Source organism: Cyanobium sp. ULC065 (assembly GCF_977927515.1).
In genome coordinates, this window is sequence record NZ_OZ376393.1 from 559563 (window position 1) to 582057 (window position 22495).

At 68.1% G+C, this 22495-nt stretch carries 19 protein-coding genes; 13 read left to right on the forward strand and 6 right to left on the reverse strand.

Features of this window, described 5'->3' with window-relative positions:
* Nucleotides 1-62 precede the first annotated feature (62 nt).
* From ACXMDP_RS02640 to ACXMDP_RS02650, 3 genes are read left to right on the forward strand one after another with little or no spacing between them, the layout of a single operon-like run.
* Nucleotides 63-764, forward strand: a complete 702-nt coding sequence (locus ACXMDP_RS02640; RefSeq protein WP_457767047.1) for an alpha/beta hydrolase — start codon at nucleotides 63-65, stop codon at nucleotides 762-764.
* Nucleotides 761-1417, forward strand: a complete 657-nt coding sequence (locus ACXMDP_RS02645; RefSeq protein ID WP_259728761.1) for a molybdenum cofactor guanylyltransferase — start codon at nucleotides 761-763, stop codon at nucleotides 1415-1417. Before ACXMDP_RS02640 ends, ACXMDP_RS02645 begins: the two co-directional genes overlap by 4 nt.
* A 4-nt stretch (nucleotides 1418-1421) precedes the next feature.
* Nucleotides 1422-2531: a GTP 3',8-cyclase MoaA gene (locus ACXMDP_RS02650; protein ID WP_259728760.1), complete on the forward strand. Its 1110-nt coding sequence runs from the start codon at nucleotides 1422-1424 to the stop codon at nucleotides 2529-2531.
* Between the two features lie 443 nt (nucleotides 2532-2974).
* Here the strand turns inward: ACXMDP_RS02650 and ACXMDP_RS02655 are convergent, their stop codons facing one another.
* Nucleotides 2975-3586: a cysteine hydrolase family protein gene (locus ACXMDP_RS02655; RefSeq protein WP_259728759.1), complete on the reverse strand. Its 612-nt coding sequence runs from the start codon at nucleotides 3584-3586 to the stop codon at nucleotides 2975-2977.
* A 13-nt stretch (nucleotides 3587-3599) separates the two neighbouring features.
* Here ACXMDP_RS02655 and ACXMDP_RS02660 point away from each other — a divergent pair, with 13 nt between their 5' ends.
* The 3 genes from ACXMDP_RS02660 to ACXMDP_RS02670 are packed head-to-tail and all read left to right on the forward strand — an operon-like array spanning nucleotide 3600 to nucleotide 6357.
* Nucleotides 3600-5057 (forward strand): glutamine synthetase, encoded by a 1458-nt coding sequence (locus ACXMDP_RS02660; protein ID WP_457767049.1) that lies wholly within the window; start codon nucleotides 3600-3602, stop codon nucleotides 5055-5057.
* Between the two features lie 47 nt (nucleotides 5058-5104).
* Entirely contained in the window at nucleotides 5105-5305 is a 201-nt protein-coding gene (locus ACXMDP_RS02665; RefSeq protein ID WP_259728757.1) for a hypothetical protein, read from the forward strand.
* Entirely contained in the window at nucleotides 5302-6357 is a 1056-nt protein-coding gene (locus tag ACXMDP_RS02670) for an MFS transporter (RefSeq protein WP_457767051.1), read from the forward strand. Before ACXMDP_RS02665 ends, ACXMDP_RS02670 begins: the two co-directional genes overlap by 4 nt.
* A 130-nt stretch (nucleotides 6358-6487) precedes the next feature.
* On the opposite strand, the gene ACXMDP_RS02675 is transcribed toward ACXMDP_RS02670, so the two are convergent.
* A complete protein-coding gene (locus ACXMDP_RS02675; protein WP_259728755.1) occupies nucleotides 6488-8755 on the reverse strand; it encodes an FdhF/YdeP family oxidoreductase in 2268 nt (755 codons plus the stop codon).
* A 1084-nt stretch (nucleotides 8756-9839) separates the two neighbouring features.
* Here ACXMDP_RS02675 and ACXMDP_RS02680 point away from each other — a divergent pair.
* From ACXMDP_RS02680 to ACXMDP_RS02690, 3 genes are all read left to right on the forward strand, one after another.
* A complete protein-coding gene (locus ACXMDP_RS02680) occupies nucleotides 9840-12077 on the forward strand; it encodes an HAD-IIB family hydrolase (protein ID WP_259728754.1) in 2238 nt (745 codons plus the stop codon).
* Nucleotides 12078-12091: 14 nt separating this feature from the next.
* Nucleotides 12092-12934, forward strand: a complete 843-nt coding sequence (locus tag ACXMDP_RS02685) for an HAD-IIB family hydrolase (protein ID WP_259728753.1) — start codon at nucleotides 12092-12094, stop codon at nucleotides 12932-12934.
* A 395-nt stretch (nucleotides 12935-13329) separates the two neighbouring features.
* On the forward strand, nucleotides 13330-15321 hold the full coding sequence (locus ACXMDP_RS02690; protein WP_259728752.1) for an alpha-amylase family protein: 1992 nt from the start codon (nucleotides 13330-13332) through the stop codon (nucleotides 15319-15321).
* A 44-nt stretch (nucleotides 15322-15365) separates the two neighbouring features.
* Here the strand turns inward: ACXMDP_RS02690 and ACXMDP_RS02695 are convergent, their stop codons facing one another.
* Nucleotides 15366-16220 (reverse strand): MOSC domain-containing protein, encoded by an 855-nt coding sequence (locus ACXMDP_RS02695; protein ID WP_259728751.1) that lies wholly within the window; start codon nucleotides 16218-16220, stop codon nucleotides 15366-15368.
* Nucleotides 16221-16270: 50 nt separating this feature from the next.
* A complete protein-coding gene (gene moaB / locus ACXMDP_RS02700; RefSeq protein WP_259728750.1) occupies nucleotides 16271-16873 on the reverse strand; it encodes a molybdenum cofactor biosynthesis protein B in 603 nt (200 codons plus the stop codon).
* Between the two features lie 99 nt (nucleotides 16874-16972).
* On the opposite strand from moaB, the gene mnmG reads away from it, so the two are divergent.
* The 4 genes from mnmG to ACXMDP_RS02720 all read left to right on the forward strand — a co-directional run bounded on the left by mnmG (nucleotide 16973) and on the right by ACXMDP_RS02720 (nucleotide 21145).
* On the forward strand, nucleotides 16973-18886 hold the full coding sequence (mnmG, locus tag ACXMDP_RS02705; RefSeq protein ID WP_259728749.1) for a tRNA uridine-5-carboxymethylaminomethyl(34) synthesis enzyme MnmG: 1914 nt from the start codon (nucleotides 16973-16975) through the stop codon (nucleotides 18884-18886).
* Nucleotides 18887-18921: 35 nt separating this feature from the next.
* Nucleotides 18922-19803: a hypothetical protein gene (locus ACXMDP_RS02710; RefSeq protein ID WP_259728748.1), complete on the forward strand. Its 882-nt coding sequence runs from the start codon at nucleotides 18922-18924 to the stop codon at nucleotides 19801-19803.
* A gap of 195 nt (nucleotides 19804-19998) precedes the next feature.
* Entirely contained in the window at nucleotides 19999-20559 is a 561-nt protein-coding gene (locus ACXMDP_RS02715) for a chorismate lyase (RefSeq protein ID WP_457767198.1), read from the forward strand.
* A 58-nt stretch (nucleotides 20560-20617) separates the two neighbouring features.
* Complete coding sequence (locus ACXMDP_RS02720) at nucleotides 20618-21145, forward strand: hypothetical protein (RefSeq protein ID WP_259728746.1); 528 nt, start codon at nucleotides 20618-20620, stop codon at nucleotides 21143-21145.
* A gap of 13 nt (nucleotides 21146-21158) precedes the next feature.
* On the opposite strand, the gene ACXMDP_RS02725 is transcribed toward ACXMDP_RS02720, so the two are convergent.
* Entirely contained in the window at nucleotides 21159-21680 is a 522-nt protein-coding gene (locus ACXMDP_RS02725) for a DUF1269 domain-containing protein (protein ID WP_259728745.1), read from the reverse strand.
* Nucleotides 21681-21779: 99 nt separating this feature from the next.
* The gene (locus ACXMDP_RS02730; RefSeq protein ID WP_259728744.1) at nucleotides 21780-22457 is read right to left on the reverse strand and encodes a hypothetical protein; all 678 of its coding nucleotides are present in this window, start codon (nucleotides 22455-22457) and stop codon (nucleotides 21780-21782) included.
* Nucleotides 22458-22495: the final 38 nt, after the last annotated feature.

The window sequence follows — 22495 nt, forward strand, 5'->3', positions numbered from 1 at the left end:
GCGTCTCCCTGGCCCCCCTCGGTGTGCTGTTGCTGCATGGATTCGCGGGGAGCCCGGATTCCGTGCGCGTGCTCGTGGCCCCGCTGAAAGCGCTCGGTGTACCCCTGGCTCTGCCCACCCTGCCGGGCCATGGCGGTGCCAGCCCCGAGGCGCTGCGGGGCGTGACCTGGCCCGCTTGGATGGCGGCAGCCAACGCCGCCATGGAGGAGCTGTGCACCCGGGCCGAGCGGGTGATCGTGGTGGGCAACAGCATGGGCGGTCTGATCGCCCTGCAGCTCGCCGCCGACCACCCGACCCTGATCGACAGCGTGGTGCTGGCGTCGGCGCCGATTCAGCTCACCTCCCCGCTGGCCCCGGGCGGGCCCCTGGCTCCGCTCACGCCCCTGATTCTGGTTGTGCTGCCGCGCTGGCCCCTGCGCAAGCGCTACGCCGATCCGGCCCTGGCCGCCGGCGACACCAGCTACGTGTGGGCGCCGATCGGGGCGATCGCCACCTTGCTCGATTTCATCCGCCATACCCGCACCCGCCTCACGGCGGTGCAGGCCCCGGTGCTGATCCTGCAGGGCCGCCGCGACCCGGTGGTGGCGCCGGCGTCGGTGGCGATCCTGCTGCAGGAACTGGGCAGCCCGGTTGAGCAACGGCAGGTGGTGTGGTTCGAGCGCAGCCTGCATGAGCTGTTCCGTGATGGCGAGCGGGAGGCCGCCGCAGCCTGCGTGGCAGGCTTCGTGCAGCAGCGCCTGGCCCTGGTGCCCCCCCCTGCATGAGCACAGCACCGCTGCGCTGCTGTCTGCTGAGCGGGGGGGGCAGCCGGCGCATGGGCACCGACAAGGCGCTGCTGCCCCATCCCGAGGGCGGCACCTGGCTGGAGCGCAGCCTGCGGCTGCTGCTGAGCCTGGAGAGGCCCGTCTGCCTGCTCAGCCGCCACCGCGCCCATCGCCTGCTGGCCCCGGCGCCGGTGGAGGTGATCGATGAACCGCCCCCCTGGGACGGACCGCTCACGGCCCTCGCCCGCCTGATGGACCGCTACCCCGGCGACCGTCTGCTGCTCTGTCCGGTGGACATGCCCTGGCTCGATCGCCCCAGCCTGGAGGCCCTGATCGCTGCCGGCACGGAGGCAGGTGGTACGGAGACAGATGGCACGGGGCCAGCTGGGGCGGCCGTTCCCGCCGGCACCCTGCTCACCGCCCATGACGGCCGGCGGGATCAGCCGCTGCTGGGGATCTATCCGGCCACGGCGGCCAACCGCGCCGCCCTGCGGCTGTATCTCGCGGCCGGTGACCGGCGCCTGCTGGGCTGGCTGCAGCGGCGCGGGCACCGGCCCGTGCCGCTGCCGGCGGCGGCGTTGCGGAACTGCAACCGACCAACGGCCTGGCCCGGCCCCTGGCTCGTCACTTCCCAGGCCATTCCGCCAGGGTGAGCCGATGACCGGGCCCTCCTCGCCGTTGCCGCCTGCCTCAGCGGGCGCCCCCCCTCTGCGCGACCGGCTGGGCCGCCCGCCTGGGGTGCTGCGCCTCTCGCTCACGGCCCGCTGCAACCTGGCCTGCCCGTACTGCTGCCCGGACGCCGAGGATCCGCCGGAGCTGCTCACCCACGAGGAGCGGCTGCTGCTGGTGAGCGAGGCGGCGGCGCTCGGCTTCCGCACCCTGCGGCTCACAGGCGGCGAGCCGCTGCTGCACCCCGGCGTGGAGGCCCTTGTGGCGGCGCTGCGGCCGTTGCGTCAGGCGGCGGGTACAGCACGGCTCGAGGCGATCGCTCTCACCACCAACGGCCTGCTGCTCACGGCGGAGCGGGCCCAGCGGCTGCGGCAGGCCGGCCTTGACCGGCTCACGGTGAGCCTCGATGGCACCGACGGCGCCAGCGTGGCCCGCATGGGCGGGCTGCGAGGCGGCGCGGCGGCTGGCGATCGGGCCCTGGCCACGATCCTGGCGGCCCTTGATCACGCCCAGTCGGCGGGCTTCGATCCGGCGGCGGGGGCGCTGAAGCTCAATGCCGTGATCACCTGCGGCCGCAACGACGACCAGCTGCTGCCCCTGGCGGACCTGGCACGGCAGCGCGGCATTGAGCTGCGGCTGATCGAATACATGGATGTGGGCAACCGCAACGGCTGGGCGCCCGAGCAGGTGCTGCCGGCCCAGGAGATGGTGCAGCGGATCGGCGAACGCTGGCCCCTGGAGCCGGTGGGCCGCAGTGCCCATGGCACCGCTGCCCGCTGGCGCTACCGCGATGGCGGTGGCAGCGGCGGCCCGGGTGGCAGCCACCTGGCGGTGGTGGCCTCGATCTCGGCGCCGTTCTGCGGCGACTGCAACCGCCTGCGTGTCACCGCCGACGGCGTGGCCTACAGCTGCCTGTTCGCCGCCACTGGCCTCGATCTCAAGCCCTGGCTGCGGCCCGGCCCGGATCCGGCCGGCCTGGGCGCCGCTTTGAGCGGCCAGTGGCGGGCGCGCCGCGACCGCTACAGCGAGGAGCGTCAGGAGCAGACGCTGGAGGCCGCGCAGCGCCCCCACGCCGAAATGGCCTATCTGGGGGGGTGAGCGCCCTGTCGAGGGTGCAGGGATTGCGGAGCTTGAAGCTGGTGCTGCTCTAGGGGTTGAGCGTCACATCGGCCACAAGCAGCTTGCAGTTCTGGCGCTTGTTCAGCTCACTCATCACGATGGCCATGCCGGTCTCTGCCGCCTCGCGTCAGCGAGCCGATGCCTGCCGCCCAGCAGCCAGTCAGTGCAGGGCGGCAAGGCTGGAATCAGCGTCGCGACCAGTCATGGCATGCCACGCCACGTGCGAAACGAAAGACTGAGAACGAAGGGAATCCTGAGCAAATGTCCAGGACGATGTGCTCGATTGGTGCCATTCCCGGGGCTAATCTTTGGGGTGGCCCATCTCCCTCTTCCGGTTCGATTTCTGCACCGGGTGATAGCCAACACAGCCACACGAGCAAGGGCATGGCTTGCAGCAAGGAAATGGCTTGCAGGTATTGGCTTCAGGCGGATACGGCGATGAATTCCGTCACCGTGCACAGCCTCCCGTAGCCGCGGAAGCAGCTCAGCGCCGCTCGGTGGCGCTCGGCCGATTCGGCCATGCAGGCGTCGATCAGGCAGGTCACGGTGTAGCCGCGATCCGCCGCATCTTTCACGGTGTGGTCGATGCACTGATCCGTGAGCAGGCCCGCCACCACCAGCTCGGTGATACCGATGTTGCGCAGCAGGTAATCGAGGTTGGTGGAGTTGAACGGCGACGAGGAGCTTTTGGGCAGCACCAGCTCATCGGCCAGCGGTGCCAGCGGGGCGATCACCTGGGCCTCCCAGCTGCCCGGCGCGAAACCCAGGCCCGAGCGCTTGTAGTCGAGGCTGCGGTCGCGGCCATCGGCGGTGAGGTTGGCGATCACGGTGTGGATCACCTCCAGGCCGCTCCGGCGGGCATGGTCCAGCGCCTGCTCCAGCCGAGGCAGGACCGCCGCCTGGAAGTGGGCGTCGAAGCCGGGCGGCCGGGGCGATGGGGAAAGCTGGCTGGTTTCAGTGCTGCCCGCACGACCAGTCGCCGGCCCACAGGTACCGTTCTGGACATCGACCAGGAGCAGGGCTGCGGGAGCCAAGGAAGCCGGAGCTGTGGCCACCACGATGGCCTGTGGCGCCGAATCGGGCAATGATTTCCGGGCCCGTGGCTGCCATGCCGTGCCGGACCTCCCCCCTCCCATCGCCAGTCGTGACGTGGCAGACGACGAAGCCGCTCTGCAGATGGCCGAACTGCTGGAGCGCGGCCTGCGCCGGTTGGCTATCACCTTTGTGAACCACGCCGGCTCGGTGCTGGTGAAGGGGGTGCCGTTGGAGCGGCTGGTGCTGGTGGCCAACCAGGGAGTGGGCTTTTCACCAGTGGCTGATGCCTTCGGGGCCACGGGCTTGATCGATCCGCAGCAGAGCCTGGCCCGGCCAGATGGTGACCTGCGCCTGAAGCCCGATCTCACGGCCCTGCGCCCCCTCGATCCGGCCTCCGGCTGGGCCTGGGCTCCCGGCGTGCGGCACGACCGCAGCGGTGGGATCAATGCCCTCGATCAGCGCGGCTTCTGTGCCCGGCAGCAGGCGTCTTTCGCCGCGGCCGGCCTGAGCGCCCTGGCCGGCTTCGAGATCGAGTGGATGGTGGGACTGCCCCAACCGGGCGGTGAGGCCGGCGGCTGGACCCCGGCGGTGATGGGCGGTCCCTACGGCGCCGATCGCCTGGTGCAGGGGCTCGATTACCTCACGGCCGTGGCCGAGGCTCTCGATGCGGCCGAGCTGCCCTGGCTGCAGCTGCATCCGGAGTACGGCGCCGGCCAGTTTGAACTGTCGCTGGCGGCGGCGACCCCGCTCGAGGCCGCTGATCGCCTCGTGGCGGCACGTCTGGTGATCCAGCAGGTGAGCCGCCGCTTCGGCTGGATCTCCAGCTTTGCCCCTGTGGTGACATCTGATCTGGTGGGCAACGGCGGCCACCTGCATCTGAGCGTGGCGGACCAGGGCGTGCCGCTCCTCGGTGGCGGTCCGGGCACCGCCGGCCTCACGGCACGGGGGGAGGCGCTGCTGGCGGGTCTGCTGGAGCAGTTGCCTGCCCTGATGCCCCTGGCCTGCGGCCTGGCGGTGTCGTATGTGCGGCTTGCGCCGGGCCGCTGGGCGGCACCGTTTCAGGTGTGGGGGGTGGAGAACAGGGAGGCGGCCCTGCGGCTGGTGCCGGCCGGCGGGGGCGAGCCCGGCCACCTGGAACTCAAGGTGGCCGACCTAAGCGCCAACCCCTATCTGCTGATGGGCGCGGTGCTTGGGGTGGCGCAGGACGCCCTGCGGCACCCCCGGGTCCTGCGCCCGCCGCTCAGCGGCGATCCCGCCTCGGTGCCCCCAGCCGAAGCGCCGCGGCTGCCCAAGTCGCTCTCGGAGGCGCTGCTGGCGTTGGAGGCCAGTCAGGTGCTGCGGGAGGTCATGGGGGAGGTTCTGCTGCGCACCGTGGCGGAGTCACGCCAGGCGGAGGTGCGCCGCAGCGAAGCCCTTTCCGACGAGGACTTGATCGCCTCCACCCGCGCTTGGCCCCTCACTGGACTCTGAGCATGAATGAATCGAGCGCCATGGACCCCCCATTGAGACCCACGCCCATGGACCCCGTTGGCGATCGCGTGGAACTGGCGAGCCGATCCGAGTCTCCTGCCATCGTGCTGGCCCACGCCGCGGTCTGCTCCGGTGAGCGTCCCGATCCGCATGTGTTCGCGGCGTCCCTGTCCGCGGCGGTGACAGCCCTGCGCCGGCTCCCAGACCTGGCCGCCCTGCATGGGAGCCAGCCCGACTGGCGGCCATGAGCACCGGACCTTCAGCTTCCATTCACTGGCGCCTGGCCTGGGGCGTGGTGGCTCTGCAGATGGCCCTGCTGCTGGGCTGGATGATCTACAGGGCCTACCAGCCGGCCCTGCTCAGCAGCCATGGATTCAGCCGGCTACTGCTCCCCTTTGCCCTACTGCCCGGCTTGATGGGGCTGGTGATTGAACCGTTGACGGGCTGGCTTTCCGACCGCCGCGACCCGAGCGCACGGGGCCGGCTGCTGCCTGTGAGTGTGGCGGTACTGGTGGCCGGCCTGATCTTTCTTGGGGTGGTAGGCCTGTTGAACCGCGGCATCCCCGCCGGCAGCCTGCTGCTGCCGCTGGTGATGGTGGCCTGGATGGTGGCGGTGCAGAGCTCGGCCAGCCCGGCACTGGCGGTGCTGCATGAGGCGGCCCCCCTGCGCCAGCTGCCACGCGTCGCGGCGCTGTTGACCTGTGCGCAGGGGCTGCTGGGAGCCCTTGAAGCTCCGCTCACCGCCGCGGCCGTGCGGCTGGGGCCAGCCCTCACCTGTACCCTGGGTGCAGCCGTGCTGGGCCTGGGGCTCGTCGTGCTGCGATGGTTGCCGCCGTTTCCTCCTGCCCGTAGGGAGCCCGCCATTGCCGTGCGCGTTCCGCCCCGCCAGGCCCTGCACCTGCTGGCCATGGCCCTGGCCGTGGGTGTGGTCACAACGTGTCTGCTGACGCTCCTGCCCCGGGTGCCTTTGGGTGGGTCGTCGCTGTCCTCCGGCGGACACCTGGTGGCAGCCGTGCTGATCGTCTCGGCGCTGGTGGCCCCCTGGGGAGGTCATCTGGTGAGCCGCTGGGGGAGGCAACGCAGCCTGAGGATCGCCCTGGCCGCGTTGGCGGCCCTGCTCGCCCTCATGGTGCTTGGCCCAGCCGTTTTGCGCCCAGCCCTGCTGCCGCTGCTGGGTCTGGCCCACAGCCTCGTGTCCACCAGCCTCACAGCCGCGGCCCTGGCTACCCTGCCCGCCACCAGCGCGGGGTTGGGTGCTGGCCTGGTGCTGGGGGGGCGGGAGCCGCTGGCGCCCTGCTGAGCATGGTCTTCACCAGTGACGGACCCGTTGCCGCCGGACCGCTGCTGGCCTTGGTGGCCGCGGCGACGGGTCTGGCGTTCGCTGCCGGAGCATGCCTCTCTGCGGGGGATGGACGGCGTGATGGCTCGGCCTAACCGGTGGCGATAGGCCCGCTGCGCACCAGCACCGGCACCCGCTTGAAGGCTGGAGTGCCGCTGCGATGATCGATGGCGGCGCGGAAGATCGCGTTCACCTCGGGGTAGAACATCAGGCCGGCGCCGGCGCGGATCTCGCCGGGAATCACTTCCACGTCGCTGAGGGCACCGGCTTCGCCCTGCACGGTCACGCGCTGGTGGGCGCGCAGGCCGCAGCGGGCCAGATCGCCCCGGTTCATCAGGATGGTGTTGCGGTGCGGCATGCCGCGGTACGCATCGCCCGGCTTGTACACCACGGTGTTGTGCTGGGAGTAGCTGCGGGCGGTGATCAGGGCCAGCACCAGGCCCTCTTCCCCCTGCGCCAGGCCGCCGAAATGGGCCGGCTCAGGCAGCGTGAGCGCCGGCAGGGGTGTGGGCTCCATCCGTGCTTTCCCCGACGGCGTGGGGAAGCTGGGCTGCTCGAACACCCGCCCCGCCACGCTGAACTCACGCTTGGTGGCATCGATCGTGGCGATCGCGCCGTAGCCCGGCACGGTGCGGGCGATCAGCTCTCGCACGTAGATGGGATCCTGCAGGCGGCCCCAGTCGATCGGATCGCTGCCCAGCCGCCGCCGGGCCAGCTCGGCCAGGAAGCCCAGCTCGCTGATCAGGTCGGCGTGCTTCAGGTGTGAGCGGCCCGGATCGTTGAAGCGCACGAAATTGTTACCCGATTCGGTGGTGGTGGCGTGGGGCGTTTCGAAGCGGTTGAACACCGGCAGCACCAGGGTGCGGCGGCGCCCTAGCCCGTGGAAGTGCCCCTGGTTGGGCTTGGTGGCCAGGTAGAAGATCGTGTCGATGCGGCCGAGGGCCTGCTTGGCCTCGCTGGAATCCGGGTTGGCGCCCCAGAGGTTGCCGCCAAGGCACAGCAGGGTGTCCACCGCACCGGCGCCGGCGGCCGCGATCAGGGCGCGGGTGTCGTAGCCGGGCACGCGGCTGAGCGGGCGCCCCAGCAGCCGCTCCAGCGCCTGCTGCATCTCGGCCCGCAGCTTCACCGTGACGCCCATCGAGCCGAAGCCCTGCACGTTGGAGTGGCCGCGGATCGGCATGGTGCCGGCCCCGGGCTTGCCGGCGTTGCCGCTCAGCAGCGCCGTGTTGGCGATCGCGTGCACGTTGGTGGTGCCGTTGCTGTGGTGGGTGATGCCCATCGCCCAGGCGAACACCACGCCCTTGGCCCGGGCGATCACCGCGGCGGTATGGCTGAGTTCCTCGCGGCTGAGGCCGCAGCAGGCGGTGATCGCCTCCCATGGGGTGGCGCACAGCTGCTCCAGCACTGCCTCGGATCCTTCGGTGTGGTCGCGCAGGAAGTCGTGGCGCACCTGGCCCGCTTCCTGCAGCGCCTTCTGCAGGCCCAGGAACACGGCGGTGTCGGAGCCGGGCACCGGCTGCAGGAACAGCGTGGCGATCTCCGAGCCCCGCAGCATCGACTTGATCGGAAAGGCGGGCGAGCCGAACTTCAGCAGCCCCACCTCCAGCACCGGGTTGATCACGATCACGCTGCCGCCGCGTTCACGCAGGCGGATCAGCTCGTTCATCAGCCGCGGATGGTTGGCGGGGGCATTGGAGCCCACCAGCACCACACAGTCGGCCTGCTGCAGGTTTTCGAGGCTCACCATCGAGGTGCCCGAGCCGAACACCTCGCCCAGCCCCACGGTGGAGGGGGCGTGGCAGAGATCGGAGCAGTCGGCCAGGTTGTTGGAGCCCATCGCCCGCAGCAACAGCTGCAGCAGGTAGGCGGCCTCGTTGGAGGAACGGCCGGAGCTGTAGGAGGCCACCCGTTCCGGCGGGCGGCGGAAGGCGGCGTCGGCCAGCTCGAACACGTCGTCCCAGCCGAGGCGCTCGTAATGGCTGCGGCCCTCGCGCAGGATCAGCGGATGGCTGAGGCGGCCGAGCCGGTCGGCCTCGAGCGAACTGAGCTGCTGCAGCATCGCCAGGCTGCGCTCGGCGAACACCCCCTCCGGCACCGCCGGCTGCAGTTCCGCCGCGATCGCCTCCACGCTCTTGAGGCAGCGCTGCAGCGGCTCGCCCAGCTCATCGACGAAGCCACCGTTCTGACCGCCCGTGCCCCAGGCGCAGGAGAGACAGGCGCTCTTGTGCAGGAGGGTCTGCCAGAGCAGGGGGCCACGGGGCGAGAGGGTGGCCTTGGCCCAGCCGTCGATCACCGGCCAGCCGCCGCCGATCGTCGGGGTGGCTGCATTCGCTGCAGAAGAGTCGTTGCCGGGCTCCATGCCAAGCCGCCGCCTGAGGAATGTCCACTCTGGCGGGTGTGGCGGCGGCCGTGCTGGCATGGAGCCCCGGCGGCCTCAGGGCCGCGTTGGCTCTTTGAGCCTGGTTGGCTGCCCGCAGGCTCTTCCGGCTGTCCTGAGCCGTGGGTTCCCGCCCGCTCGCAGGTCTGAACGATGGGCCTGTCCCTGGTCATTGCCAAAGGCACCTACGGGGACATTTCCCCGATGCTGGCCCTGGCCAGCACCTGGCTGAGAGTCTGCGCAGCGGTAGTGACGCTGCAAGAACAAACAATGGGAAACCATGGTATAAAGATTGCGCGAACGTATGCTTATGTGCCGGGCGTTCCAGATTGCTCATTGTCTCGGCTTGAAGAAGGGCTGCGACTGTGTGCAGTGCCGCAGGCATCTGTGTCTCTCATGGCTGCCAGTTGTCGGTGGTTCTGATGGTTGAGCATCGCGCGTGGCAATCGCAGGGCGTTGCTGAATCTTGCCGACCCGCCATCACACTGGAGCCTGCTATGCAGGGGTTGAGATCATTGCCCTCAGAGGGGCTGTCTGCCGGTACTGCTCGACGTGTTCTGGTCTATGGGCATTGTTCTGCGGGCATTGCTCGAGTGGCATTCTTCTGCCCGCTTTGCGCAGATGGCTTTGGCCAGATCGTCTTCAGTGCTGGCGACAGCTCTGGTGTGATCCGACGTCTCATGGATCAGATGGTGCCTTGATCGGTCCTTTTCTGCTTCTTGATTGCTCTGCCATCCACTTCAGCCTGGATTTTGCTCGGTGCCTGCTTTCTGGTGATTTCCATGGTTTCAGGCCGGGTCGGGGCGAGCAGCTCTGGCCATGGCTGCCTGCCTCGTTCAGCGTTGGCATTGATCTGGATCGGTGGCTAAGGGTGGTTGCAGAGCTCTGATGCGTTCTGCTTCCGCTTCGCGTCTGTTGTCGTCTGAGCACCACTGAACCCTTGATTCACCCCTGCGGATCGCCGCAAACGACAGGCCCACATCGCGATGGCGCATCCAGCCGCGCCACAGCCCGGCAGCTCCCAGCCGCACCGGTTGTGCGGCAACAGCTCGCGTCTCAACAGTTAGTGCCGCCGGCTGCAACGCCACAGCACCCCGTCCAGCAGACCGCTGCCGCCGCCACCTGGCTGGAGCGCTCGGCGCAGCCGGGCGCTTCCGAGCGACCCCTCTACCTGCTGCTGATCAGCCTGCATGGCTTGATCCGCGGCCAGCAGCTCGAGCTGGGGCGTGATGCGGACACCGGTGGGCAAACCAAATATGTGGTCGAGCTGGCCAAGGCACTGGCGCAGCAGCCGCATGTGGAGCAGGTGGATCTGGTCACGCGGCTGGTGGTGGATGCCGCCGTGAGCGACGACTATGCGCAGCCCATCGAGCCCCTGGGGGAGCACTGCCGGATCGTGCGCCTGCCGGCAGGGCCAGAGGCTTACATCGCCAAGGAGCAGTTGTGGCCCTATCTCGGCAACTTCGCCGATACCCTCCATGCCTGGCTCAAGCAGCAGCCGCGCTGGCCCGATCTGATCCATACCCATTACGCCGATGCGGGATATGTGGGCGTGCGGCTCGCCAACCTCACCGGCCTGCCGCTGGTGCACACAGGCCATTCACTCGGGCGCGATAAGACCCGCCGCCTGCTGGCTGTGGGCATGGCGATTGAACAGATCGAAGCCCGCTATCACATGATCGAGCGCATCAGCGCCGAGGAAGATACCCTCAGCCACGCGAGCCTGGTGATCACGAGCACGCGGAATGAGATTGAAAGCCAATACGAACTTTACGATTACTACACGCCCGAGAAGATGGCGGTGATTCCGCCCGGCACCGATCTCCAGCAATTCTTTCCGCCCAGCCCGGAGCCTGCCGCCGCCGATCCGTCGCCCATCCAGCAGGAGATCAACAAGTTTCTTGCCGATCCCACCAAGCCGATGATCCTGGCGCTCTCCCGGGCGGATGAGCGCAAGAACATCATTGCCCTGCTGGAGGCCTTCGGCCAGGAGCCGCGTTTGAAGGCGCTGGCCAATCTGGTGATCGTGATGGGCAACCGCGACGATATCCGGGAACTCCATGAAGGGGCCCAGCATGTGCTCACGGAGATCCTGCTGGTGATCGATGCGCTCGATCTCTATGGAATCGTGGCGCTGCCCAAGCACCATCAATCCTCGGAGGTGCCGGCGATCTATCGATCGGCCACGGCCTCAAGGGGCGTGTTCGTGAACCCGGCGCTCACCGAACCCTTCGGCCTCACGTTGCTGGAGGCCGCAGCCAGCGGGCTGCCCCTGGTGGCCACGGATAATGGCGGCCCTGTGGACATCCTCGGCAACTGCCGCAATGGCCTGCTCGTGGATCCCACCGATCGCGTCGCGATTGCCTCAGCGCTGCTGGCGATTCTTGAGGATCCCCAGCTCTGGGCCCGCTATTCCCAGCAGGGGCTGATCAACATCGCCCGGTACTACTCCTGGGAGGCGCATGCCAGCCGTTACCTCACGGCGATCCGACCGATCATTGAGCAGCACCGTCCACCGGAGCGCCCCCCCGCCAGCGGCAGAATCCGCCAGTCGTTTGATCGCGCTATCTTCACCGCGGTGGATAACACTCTGCTCGGCGATGACGAGGGACTCGAGGCACTTGTGAAGGTGATCACGGCGCACCGCCGTGCCTTCATGTTCGGCGTCGCCACGGGGCGGCGCCTGGATTCCGTGCTGATGCTGCTGAAGCGAAAGGCCATCCCAGCTCCCGACATTCTGATCACCAGCCTGGGGACGGAGATCTATTACACCGGCCAGTTGTTCACCGATGTGGCCTGGAACCGGCACATCAACCATGCCTGGACTCCCCAGGTGCTCAAGCGGGTGATGGATGAGATTCCCGGCCTCACACTGCAGCCCAAGAGTGAGCAGAGCCGCTACAAGCTTTCTTATTACTACGACGCCGCCCACGCTCCTCCCATTGAAGACATTCATGGTCTGCTGCATCAGCAAGAGCTTTCCGTGAATGCCACTTACTCCTTCGGGCAATACCTCGACATCGTGCCGGCACGGGCGTCCAAGGGTCAGGCTTTGCGCTACGTAGCCAGCCAGTATGAAATTCCCCTGGAGCAGATCCTCGTGACCGGTGGCTCCGGTGGCGATGAGGACATGCTGCGAGGCAACACGCTGGGGGTGGTGGTGGCCAACCGGCACCAGGAGGAGCTCGCCAACCTCAGCGAATGGCAGCAGGTGTATTTCGCCGCCGGCGCCCATTCCTGGGGCATCCTTGATGCGATCCATCATTACAACTTCTTTCAGCGCATGAGCTGTGCCGTGGCGTGAGGTGTGTCTCGCCCTTGGCGCGGTTGCTGATCGCCACCGATCTTGACCGCACCCTGCTGCCCAACGGAGCTGCCGAGGAATCGCCTCTGGCGCGCCCTCTCTTCGCACGGCTGGCGGCGCGCGCGGAGGTCACGCTGGCGTATGTCACCGGCCGTCATCGGGCCCTGGTGGAGGAGGCGATCACCACCTATGCGCTCCCTGAACCCCAGTGGGTGATCAGTGATGTGGGCAGCCGCCTCGACCAGCTTGATCGTGGCCATTGGCAGCCCTGCGCGGCATGGCAGCAGCACATCCGCCGCGATTGGCCTGGCTGTGTGTCCGCGGATCTGCAGGCTTTGTTTGAGGATCTTCCCCAGCTTGTGCTGCAGGAGAGTGATCGCCAGAGTGCCTGCAAGCTCAGCTTTTATGTGCCTTTGGGTGTCGACCTGGAGGCGTTGAAGCTGGTGATGCTGGAGCGGCTGGCTGGCCACGGCGCCGCCTGCAGCTGGATCTACAGCGTGGACGAAGCGAAGGGCACGGGCCTGCTGGATGTGTGTCCTGCCAGTGCCACCAAATGGCATGCCCTGGAGTTTCTGATGCAGCGCGCTGGCTTCGATCTCAGCCACACGGTGTTTGCCGGCGACAGCGGCAATGACCTGCCGCTTCTGGTCAGCGCGGTGCCCGCCGTGCTGGTGGCCAATGCCCACCCCGCGGTGATCGCGGAGGCCACGGCAGCCGCGTGCCGCAGCGGCCATCCCGAGGCGCTTTATCTCGCCCGCGGTGGCTTCATGGGCATGAACGGTCACTACAGTGCCGGCCTTCTGGAGGGTGTGGCTCACTTCCATCCCTACGTGGCCCACTGGCTGCAGCAGTCGTGAGCCGCCCAGGCCTCTCGGCTGGATGCCGTCTGCCGCCGCTGGCGCCAACGCTGCTTTTTGTGGTGCCCAGGCTGCTCCGGCCTGGCGGCCGATCAGCTGTGACGCCCTCCCCTTGGTCGCGCTGCTCTAGCGTTCATCCAGGCAACGATGCACTGCGCTCAGCCAACTGCTGCTACCAGCAGGCTGCCTCCCATCTGACAGCACCGAGGGTGATTCGGTTGCTGTCACGTTCTGTTCTTTTGCCAGGCCAACGAACCCCCAGCTCCTGCGGCCCTGCCCAGCGCTGCTGCTCCGGCTCATGACCGCACGGTCTGCACAGCTTCGCTTTCGCCAGTGCCCGGCACTGATGCCGTCCTGTTTCGCTGCCTCTCGTTTCGCTGCTTCTTGTTTCGGCCATGTATGAACAGATTTCCCATTCGCTTCTCAATGCGATCCTCGATGATCTGAAGCCGGAGATTCGCCGCCAGGATCTGCGGCACTTCTATACACGGCTGGGGGCTAACTTCTTTGCGATCCACTCGCTCTTCTCCACGCTTTACGGCCATCGCGACGACTTCGCCGATCAGATGTTGAAGCTGGTTGAAACGATGGCGATGGGCTATGTCGACCGGTCACCTGAATCTGAGCGGCTGGATATCAACCGTGAAAACGATCACAACTGGTTTCTGTCTCAGCATTGGGTGGGCATGGCGCTCTACACCAATGGCTTCGCGGATGATCTGGCTGATCTGAGCAAGAAGGTGACCTATCTCCAGGAGCTCGGCATCAACATGGTGCACGTGATGCCGATTCTGGAATGCCCCGTGGGCAAGAGCGACGGCGGTTATGCAGTCAGCAATTTTCGCAGAATCGATGGCCGTGTGGGGGATCTGGCGGATTTCCAGGCGTTGTCGGAGCAGTTCCGTGCCAATGGCATCCTGTTGGTGCTGGATATCGTTCTGAACCATACCTCGGATGAGCACGTCTGGGCCTTGATGGCCAAGCAGGGTGATCTCGAACATCAGGAGTATTACTACACGTTCGCAGATCGGCGTATCCCCGATCTGTTTGAGCAGAGCATGCCGGAAATCTTTCCTGAAACCGATCCAGGCAACTTCACCTGGAACGAGGAGATGCAGCGCTGGGTGATGACCGTGTTCCACAACTATCAGTGGGATCTCAATTACAGCCATCCAACTGTGTTCATCGCCATGCTGGATATCGTGCTCTTCTGGGCCAACCAGGGCGTGGATGTGCTGCGGCTCGATGCGGTGGCGTTCCTGTGGAAAAAAATAGGGTCTTCCTGTCAGAACGAGCACAAGGCCCACCTGATCCTGCAGCTGCTGAAGGATTGCTGCCAGGTGACGGCCCCTGGGGTGCTCTTCATCGCCGAGGCCATCGTGGCGCCGGTGGAGGTGGCCAAGTATTTCGGTGAAGATGCCATCGTGGCCAAGGAATGCGAGATCGCCTACAACGCCACGCTGATGGCCCTGCTCTGGGATGGCATCGCCACCAAGAACACCCGGTTGCTACGCGAAGGGATCAAGAGCCTGCCCAGCAAGCTCGATCGTGCCACCTGGCTCAATTATGTGCGCTGCCATGATGATATCGGCTTCGGTTTCGATGACAGCGACATCAGGGCAGCGGGTTACGACCCCTCCGCACATCGCAGGTTCCTGGTGGATTATTTCACCGGCCACTACGACGACAGCGCCCGGGGCCTGGTCTTCATGCGCAACGAGGCCACCGGCGATGCACGCATCTGTGGCTCGCTGGCTTCGTTGGTGGGGCTCGAAGCCGCTCTGGAGCAGCAGAATGCGCGACTGACCCGGCAGGCCATTGATCGCATCCTGCTGCTGCATGGGGTGATCCTCTCCTTCGGCGGCATCCCCCTCATCTACAACGGTGACGCTCTTGGTGTGCTCAACGATTACAGCTTCCGCGACGACCCCGATAAGCACGAAGACAGCCGCTGGGTGCACCGTCCGAAGATCAACTGGCAGCAGGCCGAGCAACGCAAGCAGCCGGGCACGGTGGAGTTCGAGATCTTCACGGCCATGCAGCGCATGATCGCCATCCGCAAGCAGACCAGCGCCTTCGCCGACTTCAACAACCGCGAACTGCTGCCCGTGGCCAATGATCACGTGCTCTGTTATGCACGCTCAGATGGTCAGCAGGGCGCCAACAGCGTGGTGGTGCTGGCCAACTTCGATGCCAGCCCACAGCAGGTGGAGCTGAGCGATCTGTGCCGCCATGGCATGCAGCAGGGCCTCAGCCATGGCGCCAATCCAGGCTTCAACAGCCACTGCACTCTCACCGACCTCTACACCGGTGCCGCCCCCACCCAGTTCGACGGCGGCATCGTGCTGAGCGGCTATCAGTTCTACTGGCTGCGCCAGCAAGGCTGAACATCCCCGCGGCTCAGCCGCAGCGTGCAGCCTCACCGCTCGGCTCAGCCCGCGCCCTCTTCCAGCAGCGTGATCGGGTCGCCTACCGCCACCGGCCCCGGGGTCAGCACTGACAGGCGGATGCCGGCGATCACCTTGTTGTGGCGTGCTGTGGCCCGCAGGATCTCGATGTCTTCCGGCAGGCCGCACTGGGCCAGGGTGGTGATCACGCAGCGAGGGCAGGCCGTGTCCACCTGCAGCAACGCCCGCTTACCGATCCGCAGGCGGTGGCCTAACCAGGCCTCCTCCACGAACCCCTCGTCGCCCTCCAGTGGCGCCATCAGCAGGTTGGGGCGGAAGCGCTCCACGGCGAAATCGAGGTCGGGCTCCAGCTGGCGCAGGCGGTCGAGGGTGGCGGTGCTGATCGCATGGATCGGGCAGGAATCGAAAAAGGTGCCGGCGGGCAGCACCAGCTCATTCACCACGTCCTGAAACTCCCGCTCCTGCACCGGCGGCCAGTACTGATCCAGGCTGGCGCCCTCCTGGGGCCGATCCAGCAGGCTCACCTGCCGGCCCAGCCACGCCGACAACTGGGCGCCCGCCTCCGGATCACTGGTGAGCAAGGGCGCCGCCTCCGTACCGGCCGCCCTATCAGCCGCGGCGCTGATCGCGGCGGCGGGCAGCGCCTGACCCGGCAGAGGTGGCGCCACGAACTGAGCCTGGTACTGGAGCAGGGAGCGCCACAGGCGCGGATTCTTGGCGCTGGCCACCCGGCCGGTGGCATGGTCCCAGAGGGCATAGGCGCGGTCGCCGCAGATTCCCCCTTCGCCCACCTCCACCTGGGGCAGGCACTCGCCCAGCATCGATTTCACCGGATAGCGCCAGAGCGCTTCCACCCGTCCCACCAGCCTGCCGTTCATGGGATCCGCCCAACGGCCTCATCCAAGCGTTCAGCGGCGCCGAATGCCGTTCAGGGCGTACCGCCGGTGCCGGAGTTACTGGCGGAGCTAGTGCCGGTGCCGCTATTGCTGGCACTGGCCGCAGGGCTCCAGGCCGGGGTGTGGGGGTCTTCGCGCAGCCGCGGCAGCAGCTGCACCAGGTTGCAGGGCCGGGTGGCGGGGTTCAGCTGGGCGCTGATCAGCCGGTCCCAGGCGGTGCTCACCGCATCGAGCGAGCCGGGCAGCACGAAGATCACCGTGCCGTTGGCCACCCCCGCCAGGCAGCGGCTCTGCAAGGTGCTGGTGCCGATCGTCTCGAAGGAGAGCTGCCGGAACAGCTCGCCGAAGCCCTCGATCGTCTTGTCGAGCAGGGGCGCGACCGCTTCCGGTGACCCATCGCGGCCGGTGAGCCCGGTGCCCCCGCAGCTGATCACCACCTGCACCGCCGCTGTGGCGATCCAGCGGCTCACCACCGCCCGGATCGCGTAGCGGTCGTCGGGCACGCACAACCGCTCCACCAGCTGGTGGCCTTCGCGCTCGAGGCGCTCGCGCAGCGCATCGCCGGAGGGATCGTCGGCGCTGGGGTCGGCGCTGCGTCGGTCGGACACCGTGAGCAGAGCGATGGCGAGACTCACAAGGCAACGCGCGGCGACGGCCTGAGGCTAGGCAGCGCGGCGCCTGGGGCCCCCGACCCGCGCTCGGCAGGCCTGGGGCCAGGCCCATAGCCTGGGCGGATGGCACTGAGCGCGGCACCGAGCGAAAGCTTTGAACTGATCGTCGTCGGCGGCGGCCATGCGGGCTGCGAGGCGGCGCTGGCGGCGGCGCGGCTGGGCATCGACACCGCCCTGTTCAGCCTCAACATCGACCGCATCGCCTGGCAGCCCTGCAACCCGGCGGTGGGTGGGCCGGCCAAGAGCCAGCTGGTGCATGAAGTGGATGCGCTCGGCGGCGTGATCGGGCGGCTGGCCGATGCCACCGCTCTGCAGAAGCGTGTGCTCAACGCCAGCCGGGGGCCGGCAGTGTGGGCCCTGCGCGCCCAGACCGACAAGCGCGCCTATGCCCGCCAGATGCTGCAGCTGCTGCAGCACACGCCGCACCTCCACCTGCGCGAGGCGATGGTCACCGGCCTGGAGGTGGCTGACGACCGGGTGATCGGCGTGCGCACCTATTTCGGCAGCGTGTACGCCGCCGGCGCCGTGGTGCTCACCACCGGCACCTTTCTGGGCGGCACGATCTGGGTGGGCAACCGCTCCATGCCCGCCGGCCGCGCCGGCGAAGCCCGCGCCGAGGGGCTCACCGAGGCGCTGCAGGCGCTGGGCTTCCGCACTGACCGCCTCAAGACCGGCACGCCGGCGCGGGTCGATCGACGCAGCGTGCGCCTCGATCAGCTGGAGGAACAACCCAGCGACGCCGCCGATCGCTTCTTCTCCTTCGATCCGGCCGCCTGGGTGAGCGGGGAGCAGATGGCCTGCCACATCACCCGCACCACGGCGGCCACCCACCAGCTGATCCGCGACAACCTCCATCTCACGCCGATCTACGGCGGCTTCATCGACAGCAAGGGGCCGCGCTACTGCCCCTCGATCGAAGACAAGATCGTGCGCTTTGCCGACAAGGACTCCCACCAGATCTTCCTGGAGCCGGAGGGTCGCGACACGCCCGAGCTCTACATCCAGGGGTTCTCCACCGGCCTGCCCGAACGGCTGCAGCTCGAGCTGCTGCGCACGCTGCCGGGGCTGGAGCAGTGCGTGATGCTGCGGCCCGCCTACGCGGTCGACTACGACATCCTGCCCGCCACCCAGCTGTTGCCCTCGCTGATGACCAAGCGGGTGGAGGGGCTGTTCAGCGCCGGCCAGCTCAACGGCACCACCGGTTATGAGGAGGCGGCGGCGCAGGGATTGGTGGCGGGGCTGAATGCGGCGCGGCTGCTGCGCGGCCAGAGCCCCGTGCACTTTCCGCGCGAGGGCAGCTACATCGGCACCTTGATCGACGATCTGGTCACCAAAGACCTCAAGGAGCCCTACCGGGTGCTCACCAGCCGCAGCGAATACCGGCTGGTGCTGCGGGGCGACAACGCCGATCGGCGTCTGACGCCGCTGGGCCATGAGCTGGGATTGGTGGATGGCCGGCGCTGGCAGATCTTCGAGGCCAAGCAGGCGGCGATCGCGGCCGAGCAGCGCCGCCTCGACAGCGTGCGGCTGAAGGCGTCTGATCCTGCCGCCGCCGCGATCGAAGCGGAAACGGGCGCGCCGATCCGCGGCTCGATCACCCTGGCCGATCTGCTGCGCCGCTCCGGGGTGCATGCCACCGATCTGGTGCGCCACGGTCTCTGCGATCCGCACCTGCCGGCCGATGTGCGCGACAGCGCCGAGATCGATGTGAAATACAGCGGCTATCTGGCCCGCCAGCAGCAGGAGATCGAGCGGGTGCGCAAGCAGGATCACCGCCCGATTCCGGACGGCATCGATTACGCCGCCATCGCCACCCTCTCGAAGGAGGCGCGTGAGCGCCTGGCGGCCGTGCGGCCGCTGAATCTGGGCCAGGCCGCACGCACGCCCGGCGTCAGCCCCGCCGATGCCAATGCCCTGCTGCTGTGGCTGGAGCTGAACCGGCGGCAGGAAGCCGCAAAACGGACGTCAGTGCCTTAAGCTCGCGCGTCACTCACGCCTGAGCCTGCGCTTTCATGGCGACCCCCCCTTCAGTCCCCACCTCCAGAGCCTTCTGGGATCTCAAGGCCGAACAGGTGGTGCACCGGGTGTTTGCCAATGGAGCCAACCGCACCAGTGTTGGTCTGCTCGACCATACGCCGATCGATGTGGTGGTGAGCGAGGCCCCCGCGCGCGCTCCGGCTCCGCCTCCACCTTCACGGGCTACCCGCACAGCCACCACGGCCCTCTGGCACCGTCCCTGGCTACCGATTCTCTCGGCCCTTGCCCTGGTGGGGATCACCTCCTCGCTGCTGCTGTGGCGCAACTGGCAGGTGGCCAACCGCGCGCTTGATCAGGAACGCAATCTCAAGCTGCTGGAGCGGCTGCGAGATCTGGTGCCCGCCGCCGCTGAACCGGCAGCGTTGCCTGCTGGTCAGATTGCAGGAGCTGCCCCCACCCTTGATCCCAGCCTGCCGCCGCCGCCGCTGGAGGAGCCGTGGGTTCAGGAGCTGGCCCCCCTCTCTGGTGGCACAGCCGGCCAGGCCTCCACCGCGCGGCCGCTGCGGGTGCCCGTTAGCGGCACCATCACCCGCCCAGCCCCCGCCGCTGCTGCTGCTGGTGGCAACGGCTGGGCGGTGGGCGACAGCGTGGGTGCCTCCGCCACCCCCAGGGTCGCTGCCCCCCCGTCGCCGGCTGGTGCAAGCGCGGGCCCTGCCCCCGAGCTGATGGGAGTGGTGCAGGTGCAGGGCCGATCCAGCGCGGCGATCTTCCAGGTGGGCGGCACCAGCACGAACGTGTCGGTGGGAGAGCCGATCGGCGCCAGCGGCTGGCGTCTGCAATCCGCCAGTGGCGATTCGGTGGTGATTGAACGCCAGGGCAAGCAGCGCCAGGTGAGCATCAGCAACGATGGCCTCTGAGCTGATGTGACTGCTCAGCCGGTTCCCCCGCTCTCATTGCCCAGGCTGGCTTCGTAGCCTGAACCACCGGTGCTCAGCCCGATGAGCGGCTCACTCTGCTCGACCCCTGCCCGATCGCGCGAGGAGCCAATCCCCGGCGACGACGGCACCCCCTTCCCCTCGCCGCATGCCCTGTGGTCGGCGTCGCGGGCGGCCATGGAGGCCGGCTGCACGGCGGCGGGCCTCAGCGGTGCCTGGCAATTGCTGCTGCTGGGTGATGGCAGCCCCACCCGCCACCTGCAGCTGCTCACCGGCGCTCCGGTGGAGGTGGAGCTGATCGCCATGGCCTGCGATGCGGGGGATGGCAAGCGGGTGCCTGCAGAAGTGGCTGGTTTGGCCTCGCCCTTGCTGCGGCGTCAGGTGTGGCTTCGCTGTCACGGAGAGCCGCTGGCCTGGGCCGAAAGCTGGTGGAACCAGTCGCAGGCCGAAGAAAATCTCCGCGACCGCCAGCTGCCGATCTGGCAAAGCCTGACGGCTGATCGCGCCGAACTGTTCCGCGAAGTGGATGGGTTGGCCCAGGTGACAGAACCTTGGCTGGAACAGGGTTTTGGCTGCAGCGGTCCGTTCTGGAGCCGCCACTACCGCTTCTTTCGCGGCGGGCGTCAGCTCACGGTGATCCGCGAGGTCTTCTCCCCGGCACTGGAGCGTTGGCTGGGGCCCAGTCATCGCTGTGAAGAATCATCAACAATGTTGCCAGCCGTCACACGGACGCATTGACAAGTTGCGAGTTGCCCCAGCCCGGGCACCATGTTGATGTTCCACGTCGGTTCGCCCGATGGCCCCGTCCACGTCCTGGCTCAGCCTCACCGATCTGGGCCGCCTCTACGGCATCTCCGCCATCTACTGCGGCCGCCTGCTGTGCGAGGTCGGTCTGCGCGACCACGACGGACGCCCCAGCGCCGAAGCTCTGGCCAGCGGCCTAGCCCAGGTGGCCTGCTCCAGCCACCGCAATGTGGACACGCTCTGGCATGAAGAAGGCTGCCGCGCCGCACTGGAAGCTCAAGGCCAAGTGCCCCTTGCTCAGCGCACGCTTGTGGAGCAGTGGGCCGAGCTGCTCTGGGCGATGAAGCAAGGATCAGCGGCGATCAGCACCTCTGCCGAGCAGATGGCCGAAGATCTCCCCGGTGAGCTGGTGGAGCCTGTCAACCAACAGCTGCGCGTGAACGGCTGGGACTTCCAGGTGCCCCGCACCCACCACAGCGGCGGCGGTGCAGGCGCCGGTGAAGGCCATGCCAATGGCACCCCCCGCGCCCGCAACCATCCTGATGACCTGGCCCGTCGCCGCCGCAAAGCGGCTAGCTGAAAGCCTGCCGGGTTCAGCCGAGCCGCAGGGCTTCAGCCTGTTGGCGGGTCTTCTCGAGCAGCTCGCGCAGCCGGTCTTCGTCGGTGTGGCTGAGGCTGGTGCGCAGCAGCTTGGCGTGGGGAGCGAAGCTGCGCAGGCGCTCCACCACCCGGTCAGGGGTGGCTTCACGCACCAGCAGGCAGAGGGCGGCGCTGCCCTGCGGCAGGGTTTCGCCCACCTCACGCAGGAAGCCGTCGCTGATGCCCAGATCGCTGAGCGCGCCCGAGGCGGCACCAACACCGGCGCCCAGGGCAGCACCCAGCAGCGGATTGAGGAACAGCAGCCCCACCAGCGAGCCCCAGAAGCCACCGCCCAGCGCGCCGGCGGCGGTCAGGTTGATCGCCTGACGCAGATGCACCTCCCCGGCGGCATCGTGCTCGACCACCACCGCATCTTCCAGTGAGATCAGATGCTCCTGCTGGATATTGACCAGCTCGCGACGTACGGCGTCAGCATCCTCGGCTTTCGGAAATCCCACCACGATCAGGTTGCTCATGGACGCAGATCCTTGGAAGCGGTTGATCACCACTGAATCTAGGTGGCTTGCGGTGGCGCTCCGCTGGTGGCCGGCGTTGATGATTCGCGGCTGCCCCGCTCAATCCCGCCGGCGGCTGGAGCGGGGCAGGGGGCGCTGGGGCGTGCGTGCCGGCGGCAACGACGGCGGGGTCTCGCTCCCAGCGCCTGCCCCGTTGGGGCGCTGCCAGCGGGGCAGGCGGAAGTTGTCGTCCTCGGGCCAATCGTTGGTGTCGGGCGCGGGTGGCAGCAGCGAGGCGCTGCGACGGGAGATCGCCTCCAGTGGCCGCCGCCCGCCACTGGCGGTAGGGCCAGCCGGTGTTGCGGCCAGGCCGCTTCCCCTGTCCCACTCCCTGGCCGGCTCAGGCGCTCTGCCCATGGGGCTGCGGCTGGCGGGTTCCCGGCTGGCGGTGCGGAAACGCTCGTCGGTGGGAAGGCCGCTGCTGCGGCGGGGTGGTGGGGTCTGCGCCTCCCGCTCCTGGGGGGAGGGGCGTTCCTGCCAGGGCTCGGGCCAGTCGTCGTCGCCTTCGAGGAACCAGTCGAAGCGCTCCCCCACCCAGCGACCCAGACCATCCAGGCCCGGTCGTGCACCGGTGCGGCCCCCGGCTCCACGCGCCTGGGCACGCGACCCCGGGCGAGCCCCGGACACGCCGTTCACCAGCTGCCGCCCCGCCACCATCCATTGATCGAAGGTTCCGCCCGCCGTGGGCGATCCCTGGCGGCGTCTGCCGCGGCGGGAAGGGTCACCGGAACCGTTCATGGCTCTGTCCTGTGTCCGTCCTGATGGGCCCGGCTCTT